The organism is Anaeropeptidivorans aminofermentans (genome assembly GCF_940670685.1).
Taxonomy (GTDB): Bacteria; Bacillota; Clostridia; order Lachnospirales; family UBA5962; genus Anaeropeptidivorans; species Anaeropeptidivorans aminofermentans.
Genome location: NZ_OW711693.1, coordinates 1,014,500 through 1,037,041, shown reverse-complemented (window position 1 = coordinate 1,037,041; position 22,542 = coordinate 1,014,500). Strand labels below are relative to the sequence as shown.

Here is a 22,542-nt window from a genome sequence, read left to right as displayed (position 1 = left end):
CATGATTCGAAATAAATATATAGACAAAATAAGCATCATCGCCTGCGTACTGGCTCTTGTAATTACGATTCTTTTCATGAACGGTTCTTATTTTGGCATTCAGGCGGCTCAAAACGACGCCCCCTACGTAAATAAGCTTTTTGATGACACATCAGTGCATTCTCTGGATATTGTCATAGATGAAAAGGACTGGAACAGTATCCTTGAAAATCCCAGAGATAAAGAATATGTTCAATGCAATATCGTAATAGACGGAGAAGCTTATAAAAACGTCGCAATCAGAACAAAAGGAAATTCATCATTATCTTCCGTGGCATCTATGGATTCCGACAGGTACAGCTTTAAAATAGAATTTGACCATTATGATGGCAATATGTCTTATTATGGGCTTGATAAGCTTTCCCTTAATAATATTATACAGGACAGTACTTATTTAAAGGATTATCTTTCTTATCACATGATGAATGAAATCGGCATTGCCGCCCCTTTAAGCAGTTTCGTAAACATAAGCGTAAACGGTGAGGATTTTGGGCTTTATCTTGCCGTAGAAGCTGTAGAAGAGGCTTTTATAGAGCGAACCTACGGAAACATCTCCGGCACTCTTTATAAGCCTGACAATATGCAAATGGGTAATTTCAGTGATGCCGCCAGAAGCAGCAGCCGTGACAACAGCGCTTCTCTTCAATATACAGACGATAATTCGGAAAACTATAACACCATCTGGGACGGAGCAGTTTTAAATGATCCAAGCCAAAACGACAAGGAGCGGCTTATAGAATCTCTAAAGATACTGAATTCCGGCGAGGACCTTGAAACTGCCGTAGATATTGAATCTGTACTTAAATATTTCGTGGTGCATAATTTTGTACTTAATTTTGACAGCTACACAGGAAATATGCTTCATAATTACTACCTTTATGAAGTTGATGGGAAAATTTCCATGATTCCCTGGGACTACAATCTTGCCTTCGGATCCTTTGCGGGAGGAAGAGGCGGTTCAGGAAGCAGTTCAAGCGCCACTCAAATGGTAAACTTCCCTATAGACACACCCCTATCGGGAACAACCCTTGAAGAACGGCCCCTTTTAGGAAAGCTTCTTGAAAATACCGAATATATGGCGCTTTACCATGAATATTTTAAAGAATTTATCTCCGATTACTTTGAAAACGGGAAATTTCAGGAAGAATATGACAGAGCGGTGAATTTAATATCCGATTATGTAAAAAATGACCCTACCGCTTTCTATACCTTTGAGGCATTTGAAGAAGGAACCGAAGCTTTAAAAGAATTCTGCCTTCTAAGAGCCGAAAGTATTATGAATCAGCTAAACGGAACCATCCCCTCCACCTCAGAAGGCCAGTCCGAAAATCCGGATTCCTTAATCAATGCCGACCATCTATCCATGTCCGCTATGGGCTCCATGGGAGGGTTCGGAAATATGCAATCTGGAGAAAACTTCCGGCAAAATAATTTAGAAAATATATCGAATACTTTTAATACCCAAGATGAAAATAATTCAAATACAAGCTTAATAGGCGGTTTATCCCAAAACACTGAAATCGGCACTGAAACAGGGGCAAAAAACATTAACTTAATTTCAAATGGAAAAACTAATGAAAAAACTGAAGAATTGCCGGTAAGCACTTTTCCTTCAGATAATCAAACACCTTCATCAGAAGAAAAATCTACTCCGTTTATGGGAGAAGCCTCCCCTCTCCTGCCGGCAGAAGATCAGTCTGTAGAAGCGGCCGCAATACAGCAGAAAAGCAATCCTGCAATAAACGAAAATACTAGCCTTTCTTCTAAGGAAACAGCAAAAGATACTCAACTGCCTTCCGAAGCGGAAACTAATAATCTGCCGGAAGTTCCTAATACTGAAGGCAATAATGGCACAAACAATATGCAATCCGAGCAATCTTTTAGAGGGGGCCCGCCGAATATGCAAGGGCAAGGCGGTTTTACCAGAGGTCAAAATATGCCTGGAGGAAATTTTCAAAATGCAGTTTCTGAAAATGATTCTTCCTCAGACTTCAGTGCAATAATTATGTTCTCAGGATCCATTATTCTATTGGTAGCGGGAAGTTTATTTGTAGTCAAATATAAGAGGTTTTAACCTTTTACAGCAAATACTAAAAAATATAATATAAAATTATTGCTTACTATTTATAAGGCTCCAATCCGGTTACTTGAATATAAGTACATTTCAATATAAATATTTGAGTAAAACAAAAAGGCTTTCACCTAGGAAAGCCTTTTTGCTTTGCAAATATTCAAAAATTATGAAATTCTATGAATTGACCAGAGCATTCCCCCGTTACTGCCACCTAAATTTAAGGTTAGCGTCAGGCCGTCGGAAGCATAGTAAAGCCCTATCACGTCTCCCGAATTTAAACTTACATCTCCAGCTAAAGTAACAGTTCCGCTTCCCAAAATAGCCCTTAAATTTAAGGCAATTATATTTACATTTAATAAAGGAAATAATCCGCTTACTAAATCAGTACTGGTGGGCAACGTTCTTGTAACCCTGAAAGCCGGATTTGATGATCCTATAGAACCTGTTATCGCTGTGGAAGTAGAATATCCGATAGTCGCTTTAATGGAATATCTTCCTGTAGTAGGAACCGTATAGTTTCCAGTAGATGCATCAAAAGCATCACTTCCATAATATGGACTTGTAATCGTCCAGTTAGTAATCTGCGTGCTTCCTGAAATGTTTAAAGCACCCTTAAATGCAGAAAAACTATCTGCCGCATAATTGGGACCTGTTGGACCTGTATCTCCTTGGATTCCTTGTAAACCTTCAGGGCCGGTAGGGCCCGTATCTCCTTGGATTCCTTGTAAGCCTTCAGGACCCGTGGGGCCGGTATCTCCTTGAAGACCTTGTGGTCCCGTGGGACCTGTAGGACCTGTTTCTCCTTGGATTCCTTGTAGGCCTTGAGGGCCTGTAGGGCCAGTATCTCCTTGGATTCCTTGCAGGCCTTGGGGGCCTGTAGGACCCGTATCTCCTTGTATTCCTTGCAGGCCTTGAGGGCCTGTAGGGCCCGTATCCCCTTGTATTCCCTGTAGACCTTGAGGACCTGTGGGGCCTGTATCTCCTTGGATTCCTTGTAAACCTTGAGATCCGGTGGGGCCCGTGTCTCCTTGAATTCCTTGCAAACCTTGAGATCCGGTGGGGCCCGTGTCTCCTTGAATTCCTTGCAAGCCTTCGAGACCTGTGGGACCTGTATCCCCTTGTAGGCCTTGAGGGCCGGTTGGGCCTGTATCCCCTTGAATTCCTTGTAGGCCTTGAGGGCCGGTGGGGCCTGTATCCCCTTGGATTCCTTGTAAACCTTGAGGGCCGGTGGGGCCTGTATCCCCTTGAATTCCTTGTAGGCCTTGAGGGCCGGTGGGGCCTGTATCCCCTTGGATTCCTTGTAAACCTTGAGGGCCGGTGGGACCGGTATCTCCTTGGATTCCTTGCAGGCCTTCAGGACCAGAGGGACCCGTATCTCCTAGCACTCCTTGCAAACCTTGAGGGCCGGTGGGGCCGGTATCCCCTTGGATTCCCTGTAAACCTTGTGGACCAGTCGGACCTGTTTCTCCTTGAATGCCTTGTAAACCTTGAGGGCCGGTGGGGCCGGTATCCCCTTGGATTCCCTGTAAACCTTGTGGGCCCGTGGGACCAGTATCCCCTTGGATTCCTTGTAGGCCTTGGGGACCTGTAGGGCCTGTTATATCAGGATTCTCTATTGTAACAATGGCAGAGCCAGGGGTTACTATGATCTCAAGTGTTGAAGATTCAAAAATAACATTATCTTCATATCTAACAGAAGCACTTCCTGTAGGCCCTATAACTGTGAACAGGAACTCACCAGGGTCTAACACTCCGGTCGGTCCGGTCGGTCCGGTAGCTCCAGTAGGACCGATTGAGCCTGTATCTCCTTGAATCCCCTGTAATCCTTCAGGACCTGCGGGGCCAGTATCCCCTTGAATTCCTTGTAAACCTTGAGGACCAGTAGGACCTATTTCTCCTTGAATGCCTTGTAGTCCTTGAGGGCCTGTGGGGCCTGTGTCTCCCTGAATTCCTTGCAGGCCTTGAGATCCGGTTGGGCCCATATCCCCTTGGATTCCCTGTAGACCTTGGGGACCAGTAGGTCCGGTATCCCCTTGGATCCCCTGTAAACCTTGAGGACCTGTAGGGCCGGTATCCCCTTGGATCCCCTGTAAACCTTGAGGACCTGTAGGGCCAGTATCTCCCTGTAAGCCCTGAGGTCCGGTTGGACCAGTATCTCCTTGCACTCCTTGTAAACCTTGAGATCCGGTTGGGCCCGTGTCTCCTTGGATTCCTTGTAAACCTTGGTGGCCTATTGCCCCAGTAGGACCTGTGGAACCTGTTGGCCCTGTTGGACCTGGACAGTAAGGGCGGCATGAAGACCCACAGCTTCCTGACGGATATAAACTATTGCAATACTTGCTTTTTCTTCTTGTGTAATATAAATCATCAGGGATACCCTTGTAGTTTGGATTCGTACATGAATAAATTTTTCGATTATTATCTTTTTTCATTTTGCAGCATCCTCCCATAGCAAAACAGCCCTATATCTGGTAGCAATATATGTTTTCTTAATAGAAAAAGTTCTACGGATACCGTTTTGAACCCTATGACCCACCTCGAATTAAGCGTATTTTTCATACCAAAGTCAAACTTATACATTTAATAAGTAGGAATAGGCAGGTATTTATCTGTTCCTTTTATTTTTAGAAAAACGAAGCATCAGATAAACCATCTTAAAAAAACCTTCAATTTTATTTTCTTCCAGTACAAATTGTCTATTTACTACAATATAAAAATAGCTATAGAGCAAAGTATAAAATATCTCTTATACTCTGCCTTATAGCTATTTTTTAGCTTTATTATAATTTTGATTTAACGGGCCTTTACAAATTAACTTTACAAATATCCGTTTCTAGGCTTTGATATTTTCTTCAAAAAAAGAAAGCCATTTTTTTATATAATGCCTATGATCGTCTTTTCTGTAAACCATATAGTATTCTACAGGGGGGATTTCTCCGTTAATAACAGGAACTTCTCTTAATTCTTTCCTTTCAACTTTATCTTTTACTAAATTTCTTGCAAGCAAGGTATAATTTTCACTCTCCGTTATAAAAGGAATTATATTTGCTCCTATTTCCATTTCCAGCTGAAACTGCTGATGTTTTGAGAAAAGCCATTCTTTTGTCTTTGAATAGAGAAAGTTTGACGAAATATATGGGAGATTTTTTATTTCTGAAATAGAAACCCCATCAGCATAACGTGTATTTTGAAATCCGGTAATTAATATTACATCATCTTTTTCTATTAATTTGCAGAAATATTCCGGATGGTCGTAATAGTGATGGGTAAAACCAATATCAATTGTTCTTTTCCTGCTTTCGGAAATAATCCTTGAGGAATGAGCAAAATTTACCTTTAGAGATATATCAGGGTTTTCCTTCATGAAATTACCTAAAATATTGCTAAGGCGGGTATCATAATAGGAATATACGGTCCCTAAAATAATGCGTCCTTCAAATTTTGAAACTCTGTTGGCCTGATCTATGGCTTGCTCTTCAAGGCTTATGATTTTTTCGGCATATTCAAGCAAGGCTTTGCCTGCCGAAGTAAGCTCTGCCCCGTTATGATTTCTTATAAATAATCTTTGACCGATTTCTTTTTCCAATTCCTGTATTCTATTGCTTATGGTAGATTGGGCAACTATCATGGCTTTTGCCGTTAAGGAAAAATTTCTGCTTTCAGAAAGTGACAAAAATGTCTTAAGCTGTTCCGTATTCACATTTTCACCTCATAATATCTATAAAAGTCCAAATAATTTATCAAATATACCTTCCTAATATCCTTTACAATTTTATACTATATTCCATATATAGTAAATTAAAAATCGAATTTAGCCTTTAATCTTCCGTTTAAAACTTTTGATTTATTTAATCCTTATTATATGATACACTATACTGGATTAAAGGCCCGAAAAATGCCGAATATTAATATTTTTTCAAAGCATAAATTTTAATAATATTTTAGATATGGAGACTGAAAATGATTTTTAATTCTTTTGCTTATATTGTTTTTTTATTGATACTATGTTTTTTATATTATTCAATACCTCAGAAATTTAAAAATCACTTTTTACTTATTGCAAGCTTCCTTTTCTATATAAATTGGAATATTTACTATGCAATCCCCTTAATCGTAACTATTTTATCAACTTACATATGCGGAATAAAAATTGAACAAAGCAATTTTGCGAAAAATAAAAAGCTCTGGCTTTTGGCCGGATTTTTTATAAATTTATCTGTTTTGTTTTTCTTTAAATACTATAATTTTTTTGCTGGGCTGGGAAACAGCTTATTTATAAATTTCGGAAGACAATCGGATACCTTCAGGATACTTGATTTGATACTTCCTGTGGGAATTTCCTTCTACACCTTTCAGTCTCTGGGATATATTGCAGACGTTTATGGAGAAAAAATAAATGCAGAAAGAAGTTTATCTTTATATGGGCTTTTTATCCTGTTTTTTCCTTATATCGCTTCAGGTCCCATAGGAAGGGCTCCTTCTTTAATTCCCCAATTTAAAGCTGAAAAGAAATTCTGCTACGAAGATGTAAAAGAAGGCGCGATGATTTTTGCATGGGGGCTTTTTAAAAAAATAGTTATCGCCGATAGACTTGCTATTTTAGTAAACACTGTTTTTAATGACGTTTATTCGTTTAGAGGCATACCCCTCTTAATATCCTCAATTGGTTTTTTGGTTCAGCTTTACTGTGACTTTTCAGCTTATTCAGATATGGCAGTAGGCAGCGCCAAAATCCTTGGCTTTGATCTTATTATAAACTTTAAAGCGCCCTTTCTTTCAAAATCTATCGGGGAATTTTGGAGAAGATGGCATATTTCCCTTTCTTCATGGTTTAGAGATTATCTTTATATCCCCTTAGGCGGCAGCAGGAAAGGAAAGCTTAAAAAATACAGAAACCAGATAATCGTCTTTTTAGTAAGCGGCCTATGGCACGGCGCAGGGCTTACTTTTGTAATATGGGGCCTTTTAAACGGTATTTATATTGTCCTTGGAGAAATACTTATGCCTGTAAAAGTGGCTCTGTGCAATGTGCTTAAAATCGACAGGGACTCTTTAGGCCACAGATTATTTCAAATTTTCATTACATTTTCATTGGCCACATTAGCCTTTATATTTTTCAGGGCAAACTCCATAGAAGATGCTTTATACGTTATTAAATACATATTTTACCCGAATTTATGGCTTATTACAGACGGAACTCTTCTTAATTTAGGTCTGGACCTTGCAGAAATTACAATACTCCTATGTTCTTTAATATTACTTGCTTTTGTGGATATACTGTCTCAAAAAACAAGTATTACAAAAATCATAAATAGACAAAACCCCCTTTACCGCTGGCTTTTATACGTTCTGGCGGCTCTCTTCCTTCTTGTTTTCGGCATTTACGGAGACGCTGCCAAGGAAGTCAACTTCTTGTATTTTCAATTTTAGGCTGGTGATATAATGAAAAAACTTGCATTTAAAATAATTCTTTTTATACTTATTGTAGGATTAATAATAAATTTTTTAGGAATACTCTTTGACCCAAACATATCAAATCCTTTTGGCTACAGCTATTATAAATATACAAAGGAAGAGGCAAATACCATAGATGTGCTTTTTATGGGTTCTTCCTTTATGTATTGTACATTTTCTCCTAATGAAGCCCAAAAGGATTATGGATTCAGCTCTTATGTAGTGGCCGCCCCTGAGCAGCCTATGAAAAAAACATATGAGAATATGCTGGAAGCGTTGAAAACCCAAAATCCTTCAACCATTGTCCTTGAAATAAAATCACTGGAATTTAAGGTTTCGGATAGTCCGTCAAACGAAAATGAAATTATAAAGCTCCCTGATTCTTCAAAGGAAAGTACTATGGAAATAATGCCAAAGGGCATTACCAGCTTCTTAAATTATCATTCCAGATGGAAAAGCATCAATAAAGACAGCTTTAAAGGCGCTGTAAAATATTTTACAGATAAAAATGATAAGGATCCGGATAAAGGTTATGTATATCTTTCTGATTCTGGTGAAAACATATCTCTTATAGAAGAAGATGCCTTTGCCATAAACGAAAGCTTCCCGATAAATATGAAAAGCCTTGATAAAATAGTTGATTTATGCGAAAAGAACGGTATTGATTTGGTTTTTTTAATTGCGCCTTCTGCAAATAAAAACTATTTTAATAATTATCTTAATGAGGTTCAATTACATTACCCTGAAGTTCCTGTCCTTAATCTAAATAATTATATTGATGAAATAGGCCTTGATTTCAAAACTGATATGTTTGACGGCGGTCATACGAATTATAATGGCGCAGTTAAATGCACTGAATTTATATCAAAATATTTATATGAAAACGGCTTTACAAAAAATGGCAAGTAAGGATAAGAATAAAGGCTTAATAAGTTTTTATCTTTTTCTATAAGACTTTACAGATATGATACCTTTTGTGTATATTGTAAAAAATAATGATAGTTTATTGATAAAAATTAAATTTAACCCTATAATAATACAAAATACATTTTTTATTAACTTGAGGTGGTTAAGCTTTGAATAACCAAGTAGCTATTCTGATATGCTTGCTTCTTTTGATAATCGTTGCATGCATTACCATACTTGCCTGCCTGACAAAAAGCGGAGAGAAATGCTTCCCGCCATTTTTAGCCCTTTGCCTAGCGATAATATCTTGGATTGTTCTCCATGGGCTCTATTTTATTGCTTCGGATCCCGGAACATCAAAAATGATTTATTATATGCATATGATTCCTGTTCCATATGTCTCGGTATTTGCCCTTATAGGTGTATTGAAGCTTTATGACATGGAGAAATATACGAATAAAAAAATAGTCGCAGCTTTATTTGTTATTCCCACAATAACAATGATTCTTTCTCTTACGAACGATTCACACTTTTTATTCAGAAATTATTTTGAAATACTGCAGACTGTTCCTGTCCATATTGCATTTAATGTATACGGCCCCTGGTATAATGTTCATGTAATATACAGCTATTGTCTCATATGCATCACAGCAGTCATTTCTTCCTATAAAAGCAGAGACTATCAGCGGTTCTACCGGCTGCCTTTTTATCTTGTTATTCTTGCTTGCATCTCCGGCACTGCTCTTAAGCTCATAGATATGATTGTATCTCTTTCGACCCTTATCGACTTAAACTTAGTAGGCGCAACCTTATCCATTTTATTTTTCTATTTTGCAATAGACGCAAAGGAAACAAATAAATATGCCATTGCAAGAAATGAAATTTTCGAGTCTATGAATGAAATCATTCTTATTCTAAATTTGGATAATTACGTTATAGACTATAACCGAGCCGCTCAAAAATGGGCCGCCAATATGAATATACAAAGCCTTAAAAACAGGTCCTTTAAAGATTTCATCAGCCTGCTTAAAGAAAAAGGGGCTCAAATAAACAATAAATCCGCCATGAACGTTTATGAAACGGAAATATACTTTCCTGAAAATAATAATTCGGTTTTTAAATCCTATAATCTTAAAAGGCAGTATATTGTAAGCAGATCCGGTGAAAAAATAGGCATTATCGTATCTTTTTCCGACATAACAAATATGGTTAAAACCTTGAGAAACTTAACCGAAATAAGCACGATAGACGCTTTAACCGGTCTTTTCAACCGCAGGGGATACGACAAGGTATTGCATAGCTTCAATAAAGAGGAAAACTTCCCTCTTTGCGTAGTAATAGGAGACGTAAACGGATTAAAGCGGGTAAACGACACCTTCGGACATATTACCGGGGACCTTCTGCTTCAATCCTTTGCGGTAATTCTGATTGAAGCCACCAAAGGCATCGGAACCGTAGCGCGAATCGGCGGTGATGAATTTGCCCTCATGCTTCCTTCTACCGGCGAAGAACGTGCCCTTGAAATAATTGATACCATCAGAAATAAAATTGCCAGTAAAAAAGAGGATTTATTCGGCTGTTCCATTGCTTTGGGATATGCAATCAAAACAAATATGCTTCAAACCATAGAAGAAACCATCGATACAGCCGACAAGGATATGTATACTGATAAAAGAAATGAGAGAAGATCAAGATAATATAAAATTTAAAGCTTTGATATTTTATTATTCCTCCAATAAGGCTATTTACAAAAGTTACAGCATGTTCTTATAATCCTAGAACAGCTGCTTATGTATTATAAATAATCTTATTGGAGGATTCTTTATGAAAATATTAGAAATTGATATTATTGCGTTTATACTAAACGCAGATGAAAATAATACAAAAGTCAGTTTGTAAACCATTCTTTAAAGATGCCTTTCTTAACGCGTTTTTAAATTTATCAGCGATACATATTGAAATCGGCAAGAAGACACACTGCCGATTAGTAAAACACATAATTAAGATTTTGGAGGATTACTATGAGTAAAATATTGATTGTATATTACTCTTATTCAAATACAACAAAGAGTTTAGCGGAGGATATTGCAATTATTACAGACGGAGATATAAGAGAACTAATTCCCGAAAAGCCTTATTCATTTGCCTATAACGGAGCTACAAAAGAAGTAAGAAATGAAATTGAAAGGGGATATTGCCCTAAGCTTATTTCCGGAAATGAGCCTATAAACGATTATAAATATATTTTTATAGGAACGCCCAATTGGTTTAAATCTTTTGCGCCGCCTATACTGAGCTTTTTACGAAGCGTTGATTTAAAGGAGAAGATAATTATTCCCTTTTGTACCCACGGCGGCGGAGGCTTTGGTCAAATAGAAAGCAATATATCTAAAGAATGCCCTGATTCAAAATTATTATCAGGGTTTGCCGCAGCAAACGATTTTGATGATAAACAAGTAAAAAAATGGATTGATGAAATTAATATTTTAGGATAGCGACAGCGTAGTGGAAAGCCTCTAATAATGCAGCTTTCTGCTGTTATTCTGGATTTTGCCTGAGGATTCTGATAAAATTGTATTTATATAGCGGTTCACTTACTAATCAAAGAATGCATAAAATTTATATTGTTGAGGTGAAGCAATAATGAAAAAATTTAGAGTTATTTGCATATCCCTTGTTCTATTGCTGATATTTTCTTTTGGGCAAAATCTTAAAAGTATTATAGAAAAAGACAGAGCCAGGCGGTTTCTTATAAATCAACTTTACAGCAGCTTATATACAATTTCATTTAATTTAGACGGTATTATATTAAATTTAGAAAGTAACATTACAGATGATGCGGTAAACCAAGATTCCATTGAAATGCTTTCTGTTTATTTTGCAAAATTAGATACCATAATTACGCAGCATCGGTTTTATTTCGATGAGTTGTATCATCCCGGTATACTGTCTTTTGACTATATTTCTTATACCTTAGGAAGCGGTTCCGGTGAAACAAACGGCATAAGATATAACGGCATACTAAAAGACAATGCAATTTCTGAAAATGAAATCCGTTATCTTACAATTTTAAGAGATGATATTAAGCTTATTGTAAATGATATGGTATCTGCTGAAAATCCGCCTCAGGAAAACCCAGACATCTCTATTACTCGATTAAATGCTATCTTGGGTAATTTTTATGATAAATGGTCGTCTATCCACGAGGAGGATAGCCCTTATCTGTTATTACGTGATGAAGAAAGATAATATAAATTATTTAAAGACGATAAAGCAAATTAAAAAAGCTAAATAAATCGCCTGAAACATCAAAAGCCGTAGGATATGATATCCTGCAGCGGGGGCTTTCGATAAAAAAGCACATACCTCTTCACATGTATGTGCTGAATATTTATAATATGATGGGACGGATAAAATAATTAATTAATCTGCATTTCTTTTTCTTTCATCATTAAGTATTCATTTATCCCTTTCCTATAAAGGCTTGGTATCTCGCCAACTTTTCGATATCCCAATTTTTCATAAAAGCGCTTTGTGTCCGGGTTAAAGTCCGCAACAACAAAGAATATCTTACTTGCGTTTTCAAAAGCTAAATTTTCTAAGAAAGCCATCAGTTTTTTACCGATTCCTTTGTTTCTATATTCCTCTTTTACTGAAATTAAATGCAATAAGGGGAAACTGTGAAAAATACCTTTTGGTATATAAAACATAAAACCCACACATTCATTATTATTTATTGCAACATATAGATTTCCTTGTTCTAATCCTTCAAGTATAGCTCTTCTTCCACTTCCCTCATGTTCGAAATACTTTCTGCCTAATTCGGAGTTTAAGAGTGCTTTTTCACAATCGCTTAGATATTTCAAACTTCCTTTTTCAATTTTAATATCCATTGCGTCATCCCTTAGTTATATAAATTTTCTTCTCTTTATACTCATTTAAATATAAATTAGCAGTATAGTCTATTTGTTTTTCTTTGATTTTATGCCCTCTTGAAGCCTTGCTTACTGCGGAATAAAAACAAATAGACTATATATTATCCGACAAATCATATCTGCATTATAGCACGTTTAATATAAAAAGGCTATCGACCGTTTCACGTCGATAGCCTAGCCGCAGGATATGATATCCTATGGCTTTTATTCATGGTACAAAGGCACAAACTTAGGAGAAAATCACCATCGGATTGCAAAGCAATCCCTATTTGTTTTTCTTATTGACCTTTTATTCGTTTATATAGATGATTTCGTCTCTTCTCGGTCCGTTTGAAACCATTTTTATTTTTGTGTTTGTTTCTTTTTCAATGAATTTAATATAATCATGAACCTGAGGCGGAAGCTTATCATATTCCTTAATGCCTCTTATATCCTGCTTCCAGCCGGGCAGCTTCGTATATACAGGCTTTGCTTTATAAACATTTGATGTCACAGGGAAATCCTTTGTTATTTCCCCGTCAATATCATAGCCGATGCATACCGGTATTTCATCCAAATAGCCTAAAACGTCAAGGCAGGTTATAACAAGCTCTGTCGCTCCCTGAACCTTGCAGCCATATCTTGTTGCAACAGCATCAAAGAAGCCTACCCGCCTTGGCCTTCCGGTGGTTGCGCCGTATTCGCCTGCATCTCCGCCTCTTTTTCTAAGTTCTTCCGCTTCTTCATCAAAAAGCTCTGTTACAAAGGGGCCTTCTCCTACGGAGCTTGAATAAGCCTTTGTTATGGCAATTACGTCCTTTATTTCATAGGGAGGAATTCCTGCCCCTACGGAGGCATAGCCTGCCAAAGTGGAAGAAGAGGTTACATAAGGATAAATACCGTGGTCAATATCCCTTAATGCTCCCAGCTGGCCTTCCATTAAGATAGTCTTTCCTTCTTTGATTGCTTTATTTAAGACTTCGGAAGTATCTCCTGTATAAGGGGCAATTTTTTCTCCATATCCTCTTAAGGTTTCGTAAAGCTTTTCGGGATCAAGCTTTTCTCTTTTATATAAATGCTCAAGAATAATATTAAGCTTATCGCAAATCCCTGTTACTTTATCCTTTAAATATTCCTCTTCAAAAAGCTCCCATACCTGAAAGCCTACTTTAGCATATTTATCTGAATAAAAAGGGGCTATGCCGGACTTTGTAGAACCGAATTTACGGTCTCCAAGTCTTTCCTCTTCAAGCTCATCCAGAAGCACGTGGTAAGGCGCAAGCACACCTGCCCTGTTTGATACCATAAGATTAAACTTAATACCTGCATTTTCAACATAGGCAATTTCTTTTAAGAGGTAGTCTATATTAAGAGCAACGCCGTTGGCTATAATATTAAGCGTTTCAGGGTGGAATATACCAGATGGAAGCTGGTGAAGAGAAAACTTACCATGCTCGTTTATTATTGTATGGCCGGCATTGCTTCCCCCTTGAAAACGTACCACTACGTCGGAATCCGCAGCGCATATGTCTGTTATTTTCCCCTTGCCCTCATCTCCCCAGTTCGCTCCTACAATGGCTCTTATCATTTAAAAAACCCCTTTCAACATCTATTATAAATTTACATATAACGCATTATGAAATACTCTACAATTATATATAATGTAGTTAATTTAATCAAGTAAATAAATATGAAACCCTTGTCAAATCTTTAAATCTCATTGAAAACTAGCCTTTATCCTTTATTTTATAAAAAGCTCCTTCCTGCTGGCAGGAAGGAGCTTACATAATTATACTTTTTATATGTAATTAGAAAAGATTCGTTTTATTCTTGAATTCAAATGAAATCAGTAACATTGTCAAGGCAAAGCAAATATAAAATTTATTTATATTTGTTTATAAAAGCCAAAAAATGATAAGCCGCTGATTTTATTGGTTGACTGGCCCTCACTTTAGCCTCCTGATAAATGTTAAAGCTTCCTTGATTTCTATATTTTAAAATGCGGTTATGCTCTTACTGTTTTAAATCCTATAAGCTCAACTTTCGGAGATAAAAAGTCGTCTTTTACAGGCTCTACACGTGCATAGTCGGTAGAAAGATATTTTTTATTATCATCGGCGAAAACCGTTACAATATTGGAACCTTCTCCCATGATTTCCTGAGCTTCAATAGCCGCAAGGAAATTGGCCCCTGAGGATATTCCGACCCCCAGACCAAGCTCTCTTGAAAGGCGCTGAGCCATAATTATGGCATCACCGTCGTCAACCATAATAATATTATCACATTCTTTCAGTTTAAGAATATCAGGAATGAACTCATCGCTTATTCCGGCTATTCTATGTTTGCCTATCTGATGGCCTGTAGTAAGGGTAGGAGAACTTTTAGGCTCCATAGGAAACATTTTAGTTTTAGGGTCTATGCTTCTTAAGAAGCGGCCGATGCCCATAATGGTTCCGCCTGTTCCAACTCCTGCAACAACACCGTGAGGCTTTGCGCCAAAAGTGTCCATCTGCTTCATTATTTCAGGGCCGGTAGTCATATAATGGGCTTCAGTATTATACTCGTTTGAAAACTGGTCGGGAATATAAACATTTTCTTCCTTGCCATATTCTTTCGTTTTAGCTATACAGCCTAAAAATCCGCCCTCTTCCTTTGAAACCAAATGAAGCCTCGCTCCAAAGCTTGAAATCATGCATTTTCTTTCATTGCACATCCAATCAGGCATAAATATAACAGATTCAAGGCCTATATAAGAGCCTATGGCAGAAAATGCTATTCCCGTATTGCCGCTGGTTGTCTCTGCGATGGTATATCCGTCTTTTAAATCCCCATTTTGATAGGCACGCTTTATACAGTTTAAAGCCATTCTGTCCTTTATGCTTCCTGTATAGTTGAAGTATTCAAGCTTAGAATAAATCTTTCTTTCCTTTCCTTCGTATTTAAAATGGATTTCAACCATAGGGGTCCTGCCAATAAGATTTTCAAGCTCTGATATTCTCTTCATAGAGTTCCGCATTATTCATCTCCCTCAAATAATGTTAATTTTGTATACATTCTTATAGCAAATGCTCATTAAACACACCCTTTGCCATAAGAATATTTTATAACATTATGCATATTAAGTCAATATAAGCGTCATTATTATATGTAGATATTTAACATAGAATACACATGTCTTTTTATTGTTTTATAATCCTGTATTGGCACTTTTATAATTATTCAGGTTATTATGAGCGCAACCCTATCTATTTTTCACTATTTTTAAAAACTTATTTGATATGCCGAAATCAGATTGTTTTTTTAGAAGAATTTATAGGCTTTTTTTGAAGAATAAATAAAAAAACAGATATGCAAAATTCCTAATATTGAAATTTTTCATATCTGCTTTTAATAATTTTAATTTTCATGATACAAGCTTTTTTGCTTCTTTTCTTCTATGACTCAGAATACTCAACATTCCTCTTTTTGGGGCAAATATAAATGCAAGGCCAAATAATATACCTATGGCTACAGCAATCGTGCCTGCTATGGATACATCAAGAACTCTTGCCCCTGTATACCCCAAAATACTTCCCAAGGTTCCTATAAATCCACTTAAGAAGAGCATCTTTTTTAAGTCATCTGTAAGAAGATAGGCTGTCGCCGGCGGTCCTATCATAAAGGCTATTACAAGCACAGAACCCACTGCCTGAAATGCGCCTACAGCCGTAAGAGATACGACAGTCATAAGAGCATACCTTAATATAAGAGGAGAAAATCCTAAAATGGCGCCCAACACCGGGTCAAAGCTCATAAGCTTAAGCTCTTTAAAGAAAAGGGCAATAAAGGCTATATTGACAGCAAGTAAACTAAGGGCTATATAAATACCCTTTGCGCCTATATCGATGCCGTTTATCAGGAGCCTGTCAAAAGGTGCAAATGCAAGCTCTCCCAAAAGGACTGAGTCTGTATCGAGATGCACGGAGCCTGCATATCTTGAAATAAGTATAACGGCTATACTGAAAAGGAAGGGGAAAACAATTCCTATGGAAGAATCCCCGGAAAGAAGCCTCGAACCTTTTAAAAGCTCCGTAAGCCATACCGTGGCAACCCCCGTAAGAGCAGCCCCTATTATAAGAACAGGGGAAGATAAATCCTGGGTAATAAAAAATCCAATGACGATGCCCAAAAGTATTGTATGGGTAATAGAATCTGCCATCATAGACATTTTGTTTAGGACAAGAAATGCCCCCGGTAAAGCACAGCCGACGGAAATTAAAATTGCAATTAATTGTATTTCAAGCTGCGGAGTCATTTAAGTTCCCTCCTTTTTGCCTTTTCTGTCTGTAATATGCCGGAATTAACCCTCTAAGAGGTGAAAATAAAACACTTATGAGCACTATTATGCTTGCCGCTATAACAATACAAGGACCTGTAGGCATTTTAGAAAACATAGAACTTGCCACAGTACCTGAAAACCCTGAAAATGCACCGAACGATGCAGAAATAATCACCATTCTGTGAAGTTTATTCGTCCATTGCCTTGCGGCAGCAGCAGGGGCAATAAGCATTGCACTCATAAGGATTACCCCTACTGTCTGCAGTCCCATAATAATTCCTATTACAGTCATGAAAGAAAGCATCAGATTAAGCTTTTTAACAGGAAAGCCTATAGACATAGCAAATTCGCTGTCAAAGCTCAGTATCTTAAACTCCTTCCAGAAAAGAGCTACAAGAATGAGAAGTATCCCGCCCCCTATCGTCATTAACAAAACGTCCTGTTTTAATAATGTAGATGCCTGCCCAAATATAAACCTGTTAAGGCCTGCCTGATTGGCATTGGGTATTTTCTGAGAATAAGTTAAAAGCACCATCCCGAGCCCGAAAAAAACAGACATGATTAAAGCCAGAGCGCTGTCAAATTTTACTCTTGAATATTTTACAATATTAATGATGATAAACACGGATAACGCCCCTGAAATCAGCGCCCCAAGAAGCAATATTTCCGTTCTTTTGCTTCCTGTAATTAAAAATGCCGCAACGACCCCCGGAAGAGCAGAGTGAGACACCCCGTCTCCTAAAAGGCTCTGCTTTCTAAGAACGGAAAAACTTCCAAGAACGCCGCTTATGATGCCTAAGATACCTGCCCCTAAAGCCACAGTCCTAAAGGTATAATCGGATAATAAACTTAATATTACTTCCATCAAACCACTTCCTTAAGAGTAACCTCTTTTATTCTGTAAGTCTTTTCAATATTCTTATCGTTAAATACGCTTCCTACAGGTCCACCGGCAATTAATCTTTCGTTTATAAATACTGCATAGTCAAAATATTCTTCTACTGTTCTTAGGTCATGGTGGACGGAAACTACGGTTTTACCTTCTGACTTTATCTCTTTAAATAGCCCTACAATAACCTTTTCCGTCTGGGCGTCTACCCCCTTAAAAGGCTCATCCATAAAGTATATTTCCGCCTCCTGAGCAAGGGCTCTGGCAAGAAAGACTCTCTGCTGCTGGCCGCCTGAAAGCTGGCTTATCTGCCTGCCTGCATATTCTCCCATACCTACTTTATTTAAAAGCTCTTTTGACAGTTCTATATCCTTTTTCCCCGGCCTTTTAAACCAGCCTATTTTTCCGTATCTTCCCATAAGTACTACATCAAGAGCCGTTGTAGGAAAATCCCAGTCTACGGAAGAGCTTTGAGGAACATAGGCGGATTTTCTGATTCCTCTCTCATAGCCAAATTTAATCTTTCCCTTTACAGGCTTTATAAGTCCCAAAACGGATTTTAAAAGGGTGGTCTTTCCTGCTCCGTTGGGCCCTATGACTGCAACCAGCTTTCCTTTGGGAATTTTTAAATCAATATCCATAAGCACAGGCTTTATTCCGTAGGATACTGTAAGATTTTCTATTTCTACCGCATAATCATCTTTATTTTCAAAGATCATATCCATAGCCTCCCCTATTTTACTTAAGTGCATTAACTATAGTATCTATATTTGCTCTAAAAGTAAGTATATAGGTTTCGGTTCCGCTTTTTTCATCTCCCAGAGAATCTGAATAAAGCTCTCCTCCTATTTCCGTAACAAATCCCCTTGAATCTACAGCTGCCTTTAAAGCCTCTATGGTTTTAGCAGGCACAGAGGATTCAACAAAAACCGCTTTTATCTTTCTTTCATATATAAAATCTGCAAGGCTTTTTACATCGGCTGTTCCGGCTTCAGCCTCTGTGCTTATGCCTTGAAGGCCCTTAACCTCATATCCGTAGGCTCTGGCAAAATATCGAAAGGCATCATGGGCCGTTACAAGCACTCTCTGCTCTTCGCCTATTTCACTGGTTCTTTCCTTTATATATGCATCAAGGGCATCAAGCTTTTTTAAATAGCTTTCAAGGTTCTTTTCATAATCCCCGGCGTTTTTTTCATCTATTTTGGAAAGTTCCCCTGCAACATGTTTTGCCGCATCTTTCCATAAATCAACATCAAACCATATATGAGGGTCATATACGCTTCCTTCGTCTTCTGAGGTTAAGAGCTTACTGCTATCGATTCCGTCTTCTATGCATATAACGGAATGCCCGCCTTTTGAAAGGGCTTCAAATACGTCGGCCATTTTTCCTTCAAGATGAAGGCCGTTATATATAACGATATCCGCTTCCTGCATTAAATTAACATCTCCCGCGCTGGCCTTGAAAAGATGCGGGTCAATACCCGGGCTCATAAGCGCTTTAACTTCTACGTGGTTTCCGCCTATGTTTAAGCCAAGATCATAAAGCATTGTTGTCGTAGCTACTATTTTAAGCTTGCCGTTTGACTCTTTTTCAGCAGAACAGCCTGCCAGTGCAAATATTCCTATCAAAGCATATATTAAAAATATAATCTTACTTTTATACATGATTATTCCTCCTTATATATCTATTCCTTTATATGCAAAATTCGTCTAACAGTTTCATAGTTAGTCTTATGATATTGTTATCTAAAGCTAACTTTTGTCTGAAAATTTAAGGTATTCTCAAGAGAACCCCATTTTAATAAAATAATTTTGGGCTTACTTAAAATACCTTTAAATATATTAAAATGTAATTTATTTTTAGATATGGCGTTTTACCTTTTTTTAGGTATTACAGAGCCATGAGGACAATGCTCAGGATAATTAAGATATTCGTCCAGCTTTTCCAAAAGGTCCTGAGGCGTAACATGCTCAAGCTCTTCTGCGACATCATGGATTTTGCTTTCTTCATATTTAAGATAATCCTTTAAAAATACCTCCCAAAGCCTGTGGCTCCTAAGAAGAAAAGATGCTTTCTTAACGCCCTTTTCCGTAAGCTTTATTCCCTTATAAGGCTCATAGGAAACATAATCTTCTGTCTTAAGTTTATTGATCATTTCTGTTACGGAAGCAGGCTTTATGCCAAGCCTCTGGGCTATCTGCTTATTGCTGATAACCTGATTTTCTCCGTTCATTTTATATATTTCTTTTAAGTAATCTTCTTTGTTAGGTGTCATGACAATTCCTCTTTTTTAGGCGTCCCTAAATTTACTTATATTATATAATTATTTTTCATAAAATGCAACTCTTTTGAATAAAAAATAATAAAGTTAATAAATTAAACTTACTTTTTAATCACTTTAGGCAAGGACATATTTTTAAATATGTAACATTTTTCGTTTTTACTCAATAAATTAGTATTAATATGTTTTTCATGATAATCGCCATTAATAGTCATGTGAAAAGAGGAGTATTTTATGCAAAAAGGATATTTAAGGATTGAATTGAGATTGGGGAATAATTATATGCCCATTCCCAATGCAAACATATTGGTAAAAGAACCAAACGGAAACATCATATATAATATCTTTACCGATGAAATGGGCAGCACTGCGAAAGTTGACCTTTCTGCCCCTGATGAGGTTATTTCATATGAACCTGGTGCTGATACTACATCCTTTTCAACCTACGACGTAGAGGTTCCGGCTTTCGGAGGCTACGCAACTCTTACGATCAAAGGCGTCCAAATTTTCCCCAATAAACTTGCTATTTTACCAATTCACAATTTTCCCATTGCTCCAAATTCGACCCCTGAGGAATCTGCAATGGAGATTATTATAAAGCCAACTTCTCCCCTTACGGAAACAGAGCCTGAAGATTCAGGTCCAGCTCAGCAAAGTTCATTTAGTCAAAAAAAGAATATCTTTACAACTAATATAGAAAGGAAAATCCGTATCATGGACCATGAAGGCAAAACTCAGTTTACACCCCTGCCGGCAAATGATATTACTGTGCCAAATTATATCACAGTGCATCTCGGCCCTCCTGATTCGGATGCTTTAAACGTAAGGGTACCTTTTATAGACTATATTAAAAACGTTGCCTCAAGCGAAATATTTCCCACTTGGCCGGAAGCCGCTATAAAGGCTAATATTTACGCTCAGATTTCCTTCGCCCTTAACAGGATATTTACGGTATGGTATCGAAGCCGAGGGTATGATTTTGATATAACCAATTCTACGGCATATGACCAAAGCTTTGTATACGGAAGAAATATATTTGAAAACATAAGCCAATACGTTGACGGTATGTTTAATCTTTTCCTCAGGCGCTTAGGAAGACGAGAGCCTTTTTTTGCCCAATACTGTAACGGAACTACCGTAACCTGCGACGGGCTTTCTCAATGGGGAACCGTTCCCTTGGCGGAAGAGGGTTATACCCCCTTTGAAATCTTAACTTATTATTATCCGGAAGATATCAGGATTTTTGAGTCTAATAACTTTCTCGATCTCTTTGGCACCTACAGAGGATATCCTTATGTTGAAGGCGAATCCGGCGATGATATACGCCTCATACAGGACTCTTTAAACCGCATCAGCGCCAATTATCCTCTGATTCCTATTATCAGCGAGCCAAACGGATTTTTTGGCCCCGAGACAACCGAAGCCGTAAAAGTATTTCAAGAAACATTTAACCTGACTCCTGACGGAATTGTGGGAAAGGATACATGGTATGCAATTATACGTATCTTTGTAGGGGTGGCAAGGCTTGGAGAGCTTACAAGCGAAGGGATACGCATAGGTATAGGCAGCACTCCTCCGACCTCTATATTAAGATTAGGCTCCAGAGGCGAAGATGTAATTGAGCTTCAGTTTATTTTGAATTTTATAGCCCAGTTTTACCCTATTATTCCTTTAGTCATAAATAACGGTGTATTTACCGAAAATACCGAGCAGGCAGTAATCGCCTTTCAGAAGCTTTTCTTTATCGAGCCCGCCGATGGCATTGTAGGCCCAAGAACTTGGAATGACCTTTATTATGTGTATAAAGTAATTGAACACATTATTGCAAATCCCATTGGCGCCTACGGCCCTCCATATCCTGAGGAATCCTTAAGGGTAGGCTCCGTCGGTCACGAAGTTATGCTTGTGCAAAGCTGTTTAAGAGAAATATCTGCAGTCTATCCTTCAATTCCTGAAATTACAGCAGACGGAATATATGGCCCTGCAACAGAAGCGGCTGTAAGAGCATTCCAGATTCAATTCAATCTCTTTGCCGACGGAATCGTAGGAAGAATAACATGGAATAAAATATTTGAAATCTGCAGTCAAATAAATGCGGAAATCCCCTCTTATCCCGGAAGACCCCTTAGAATAGATGATAGAGGCGAAGACGTAAGATATATACAAAATCTGATTAATCTCATAGCCGAATTTTATCCCAATATTCCTCCCATATTGCCTGACGGATGGTTCGGGCCGGTGACAGAAAGCATCGTGAGGACGTTCCAAACTGAATTTGGTCTTACCCCCGACGGCATCATCGGACCAGAAACTTGGAATAAAATAGTAGAAGTTTATCAAGAATTACCTCAATAGAACTAATATAAATGGTTAATGAACTCACAAACAAATAGAGATGCAGATAAAAAAGGGCAGATTATGCTGCTCTTTTTTTGTTTACATCTGTTTATTAAATAAAAACAAGTATATGCCATAATTAATAAAAATACTGTATAAAAAGCATATGTATATTACCATATCAGGATAAACAGCGGTTCAGAAGCAGCATTCTTACAAAAAACAGCAGCAAAAAACCTTAAATTCCTGTTTCATTTAATCATATTGAATATCTATTCAAACGCTTTTTAAATCTGTTAAAAAAATAATAATTCTTTTAACTTATGTCT

At 37.6% G+C, this 22,542-nt stretch carries 18 protein-coding genes; 8 read left to right on the top strand and 10 right to left on the bottom strand.

Going from position 1 to position 22,542, the window contains the following annotated elements; all coding sequences use genetic code 11:
- Position 1 precedes the first annotated feature (1 nt).
- Positions 2–2,113: a CotH kinase family protein gene (locus tag NBX03_RS04265; RefSeq protein ID WP_250229517.1), complete on the top strand. Its 2,112-nt coding sequence runs from the start codon at positions 2–4 to the stop codon at positions 2,111–2,113.
- A 164-nt stretch (positions 2,114–2,277) separates the two neighbouring features.
- Here the strand turns inward: NBX03_RS04265 and NBX03_RS15935 are convergent, their stop codons facing one another.
- Positions 2,278–3,156 (bottom strand): collagen-like domain-containing protein, encoded by an 879-nt coding sequence (locus NBX03_RS15935; protein ID WP_323373259.1) that lies wholly within the window; start codon positions 3,154–3,156, stop codon positions 2,278–2,280.
- Between the two features lie 95 nt (positions 3,157–3,251).
- Between NBX03_RS15935 and NBX03_RS15930 the strand changes: the two genes are divergently transcribed.
- Entirely contained in the window at positions 3,252–3,704 is a 453-nt protein-coding gene (locus NBX03_RS15930; RefSeq protein WP_323373258.1) for a hypothetical protein, read from the top strand.
- A gap of 1,242 nt (positions 3,705–4,946) precedes the next feature.
- Here the strand turns inward: NBX03_RS15930 and NBX03_RS04255 are convergent.
- Positions 4,947–5,813, bottom strand: coding sequence for a LysR family transcriptional regulator (locus tag NBX03_RS04255; protein WP_250229516.1), 867 nt, complete (start codon positions 5,811–5,813; stop codon positions 4,947–4,949).
- 617 nt (positions 5,814–6,430) lie between these two features.
- Here NBX03_RS04255 and NBX03_RS04250 point away from each other — a divergent pair.
- The 5 genes from NBX03_RS04250 (at position 6,431) to NBX03_RS04230 (ending at position 11,722) form a co-directional block, all read left to right on the top strand.
- Complete coding sequence (locus tag NBX03_RS04250; RefSeq protein WP_250229515.1) at positions 6,431–7,543, top strand: MBOAT family O-acyltransferase; 1,113 nt, start codon at positions 6,431–6,433, stop codon at positions 7,541–7,543.
- Positions 7,544–7,555: 12 nt separating this feature from the next.
- A complete protein-coding gene (locus NBX03_RS04245; protein ID WP_250229514.1) occupies positions 7,556–8,476 on the top strand; it encodes a hypothetical protein in 921 nt (306 codons plus the stop codon).
- A gap of 167 nt (positions 8,477–8,643) precedes the next feature.
- Complete coding sequence (locus tag NBX03_RS04240) at positions 8,644–10,170, top strand: histidine kinase N-terminal 7TM domain-containing diguanylate cyclase (RefSeq protein ID WP_250229513.1); 1,527 nt, start codon at positions 8,644–8,646, stop codon at positions 10,168–10,170.
- A gap of 324 nt (positions 10,171–10,494) precedes the next feature.
- Positions 10,495–10,968, top strand: a complete 474-nt coding sequence (locus tag NBX03_RS04235) for a flavodoxin (RefSeq protein WP_250229512.1) — start codon at positions 10,495–10,497, stop codon at positions 10,966–10,968.
- Between the two features lie 148 nt (positions 10,969–11,116).
- Positions 11,117–11,722, top strand: a complete 606-nt coding sequence (locus NBX03_RS04230) for a hypothetical protein (RefSeq protein WP_250229511.1) — start codon at positions 11,117–11,119, stop codon at positions 11,720–11,722.
- Between the two features lie 170 nt (positions 11,723–11,892).
- Here the strand turns inward: NBX03_RS04230 and NBX03_RS04225 are convergent, their stop codons facing one another.
- The 8 genes from NBX03_RS04225 to NBX03_RS04190 form a co-directional block, all read right to left on the bottom strand.
- Entirely contained in the window at positions 11,893–12,366 is a 474-nt protein-coding gene (locus NBX03_RS04225) for a GNAT family N-acetyltransferase (protein ID WP_250229510.1), read from the bottom strand.
- 331 nt (positions 12,367–12,697) lie between these two features.
- Positions 12,698–13,975, bottom strand: a complete 1,278-nt coding sequence (locus NBX03_RS04220; RefSeq protein WP_250229509.1) for an adenylosuccinate synthase — start codon at positions 13,973–13,975, stop codon at positions 12,698–12,700.
- 417 nt (positions 13,976–14,392) lie between these two features.
- Complete coding sequence (locus NBX03_RS04215) at positions 14,393–15,403, bottom strand: PLP-dependent cysteine synthase family protein (protein WP_250229508.1); 1,011 nt, start codon at positions 15,401–15,403, stop codon at positions 14,393–14,395.
- A gap of 387 nt (positions 15,404–15,790) precedes the next feature.
- Positions 15,791–16,681 carry a metal ABC transporter permease gene (locus NBX03_RS04210; RefSeq protein ID WP_330638460.1) on the bottom strand — a complete coding sequence of 297 codons (891 nt, stop codon included), beginning with the start codon at positions 16,679–16,681 and terminating at the stop codon, positions 15,791–15,793.
- Positions 16,665–17,570 carry a metal ABC transporter permease gene (locus NBX03_RS04205; RefSeq protein WP_250229507.1) on the bottom strand — a complete coding sequence of 302 codons (906 nt, stop codon included), beginning with the start codon at positions 17,568–17,570 and terminating at the stop codon, positions 16,665–16,667. The genes NBX03_RS04210 and NBX03_RS04205 overlap by 17 nt, the downstream gene beginning before the upstream one ends.
- On the bottom strand, positions 17,570–18,313 hold the full coding sequence (locus NBX03_RS04200) for a metal ABC transporter ATP-binding protein (RefSeq protein WP_250229506.1): 744 nt from the start codon (positions 18,311–18,313) through the stop codon (positions 17,570–17,572). Before NBX03_RS04200 ends, NBX03_RS04205 begins: the two co-directional genes overlap by 1 nt.
- Before the next feature lie 19 nt (positions 18,314–18,332).
- The gene (locus NBX03_RS04195) at positions 18,333–19,259 is read right to left on the bottom strand and encodes a metal ABC transporter solute-binding protein, Zn/Mn family (protein WP_250229505.1); all 927 of its coding nucleotides are present in this window, start codon (positions 19,257–19,259) and stop codon (positions 18,333–18,335) included.
- Positions 19,260–19,468: 209 nt separating this feature from the next.
- Complete coding sequence (locus NBX03_RS04190; protein ID WP_250229504.1) at positions 19,469–19,870, bottom strand: metal-dependent transcriptional regulator; 402 nt, start codon at positions 19,868–19,870, stop codon at positions 19,469–19,471.
- 240 nt (positions 19,871–20,110) lie between these two features.
- Between NBX03_RS04190 and NBX03_RS04185 the strand changes: the two genes are divergently transcribed.
- Positions 20,111–22,231, top strand: coding sequence for a peptidoglycan-binding domain-containing protein (locus tag NBX03_RS04185; RefSeq protein WP_250229503.1), 2,121 nt, complete (start codon positions 20,111–20,113; stop codon positions 22,229–22,231).
- Positions 22,232–22,542: the final 311 nt, after the last annotated feature.

Bases quoted from the DNA above. Each gene is read 5' to 3' on its own strand.
- NBX03_RS04265 (WP_250229517.1), top strand. From the start codon at position 2: ATGATTCGAAATAAATATATAGACAAAATAAGCATCATCGCCTGCGTA.
- NBX03_RS04245 (WP_250229514.1), top strand. From the start codon at position 7,556: ATGAAAAAACTTGCATTTAAAATAATTCTTTTTATACTTATTGTAGGA.
- NBX03_RS04235 (WP_250229512.1), top strand. From the start codon at position 10,495: ATGAGTAAAATATTGATTGTATATTACTCTTATTCAAATACAACAAAG.
- NBX03_RS04230 (WP_250229511.1), top strand. From the start codon at position 11,117: ATGAAAAAATTTAGAGTTATTTGCATATCCCTTGTTCTATTGCTGATA.
- NBX03_RS04225 (WP_250229510.1), bottom strand. From the start codon at position 12,366: ATGGATATTAAAATTGAAAAAGGAAGTTTGAAATATCTAAGCGATTGT.
- NBX03_RS04220 (WP_250229509.1), bottom strand. From the start codon at position 13,975: ATGATAAGAGCCATTGTAGGAGCGAACTGGGGAGATGAGGGCAAGGGG.
- NBX03_RS04215 (WP_250229508.1), bottom strand. From the start codon at position 15,403: ATGCGGAACTCTATGAAGAGAATATCAGAGCTTGAAAATCTTATTGGC.
- NBX03_RS04210 (WP_330638460.1), bottom strand. From the start codon at position 16,681: ATGACTCCGCAGCTTGAAATACAATTAATTGCAATTTTAATTTCCGTC.
- NBX03_RS04205 (WP_250229507.1), bottom strand. From the start codon at position 17,570: ATGGAAGTAATATTAAGTTTATTATCCGATTATACCTTTAGGACTGTG.
- NBX03_RS04200 (WP_250229506.1), bottom strand. From the start codon at position 18,313: ATGATCTTTGAAAATAAAGATGATTATGCGGTAGAAATAGAAAATCTT.
- NBX03_RS04195 (WP_250229505.1), bottom strand. From the start codon at position 19,259: ATGTATAAAAGTAAGATTATATTTTTAATATATGCTTTGATAGGAATA.
- NBX03_RS04190 (WP_250229504.1), bottom strand. From the start codon at position 19,870: ATGACACCTAACAAAGAAGATTACTTAAAAGAAATATATAAAATGAAC.
- NBX03_RS04185 (WP_250229503.1), top strand. From the start codon at position 20,111: ATGCAAAAAGGATATTTAAGGATTGAATTGAGATTGGGGAATAATTAT.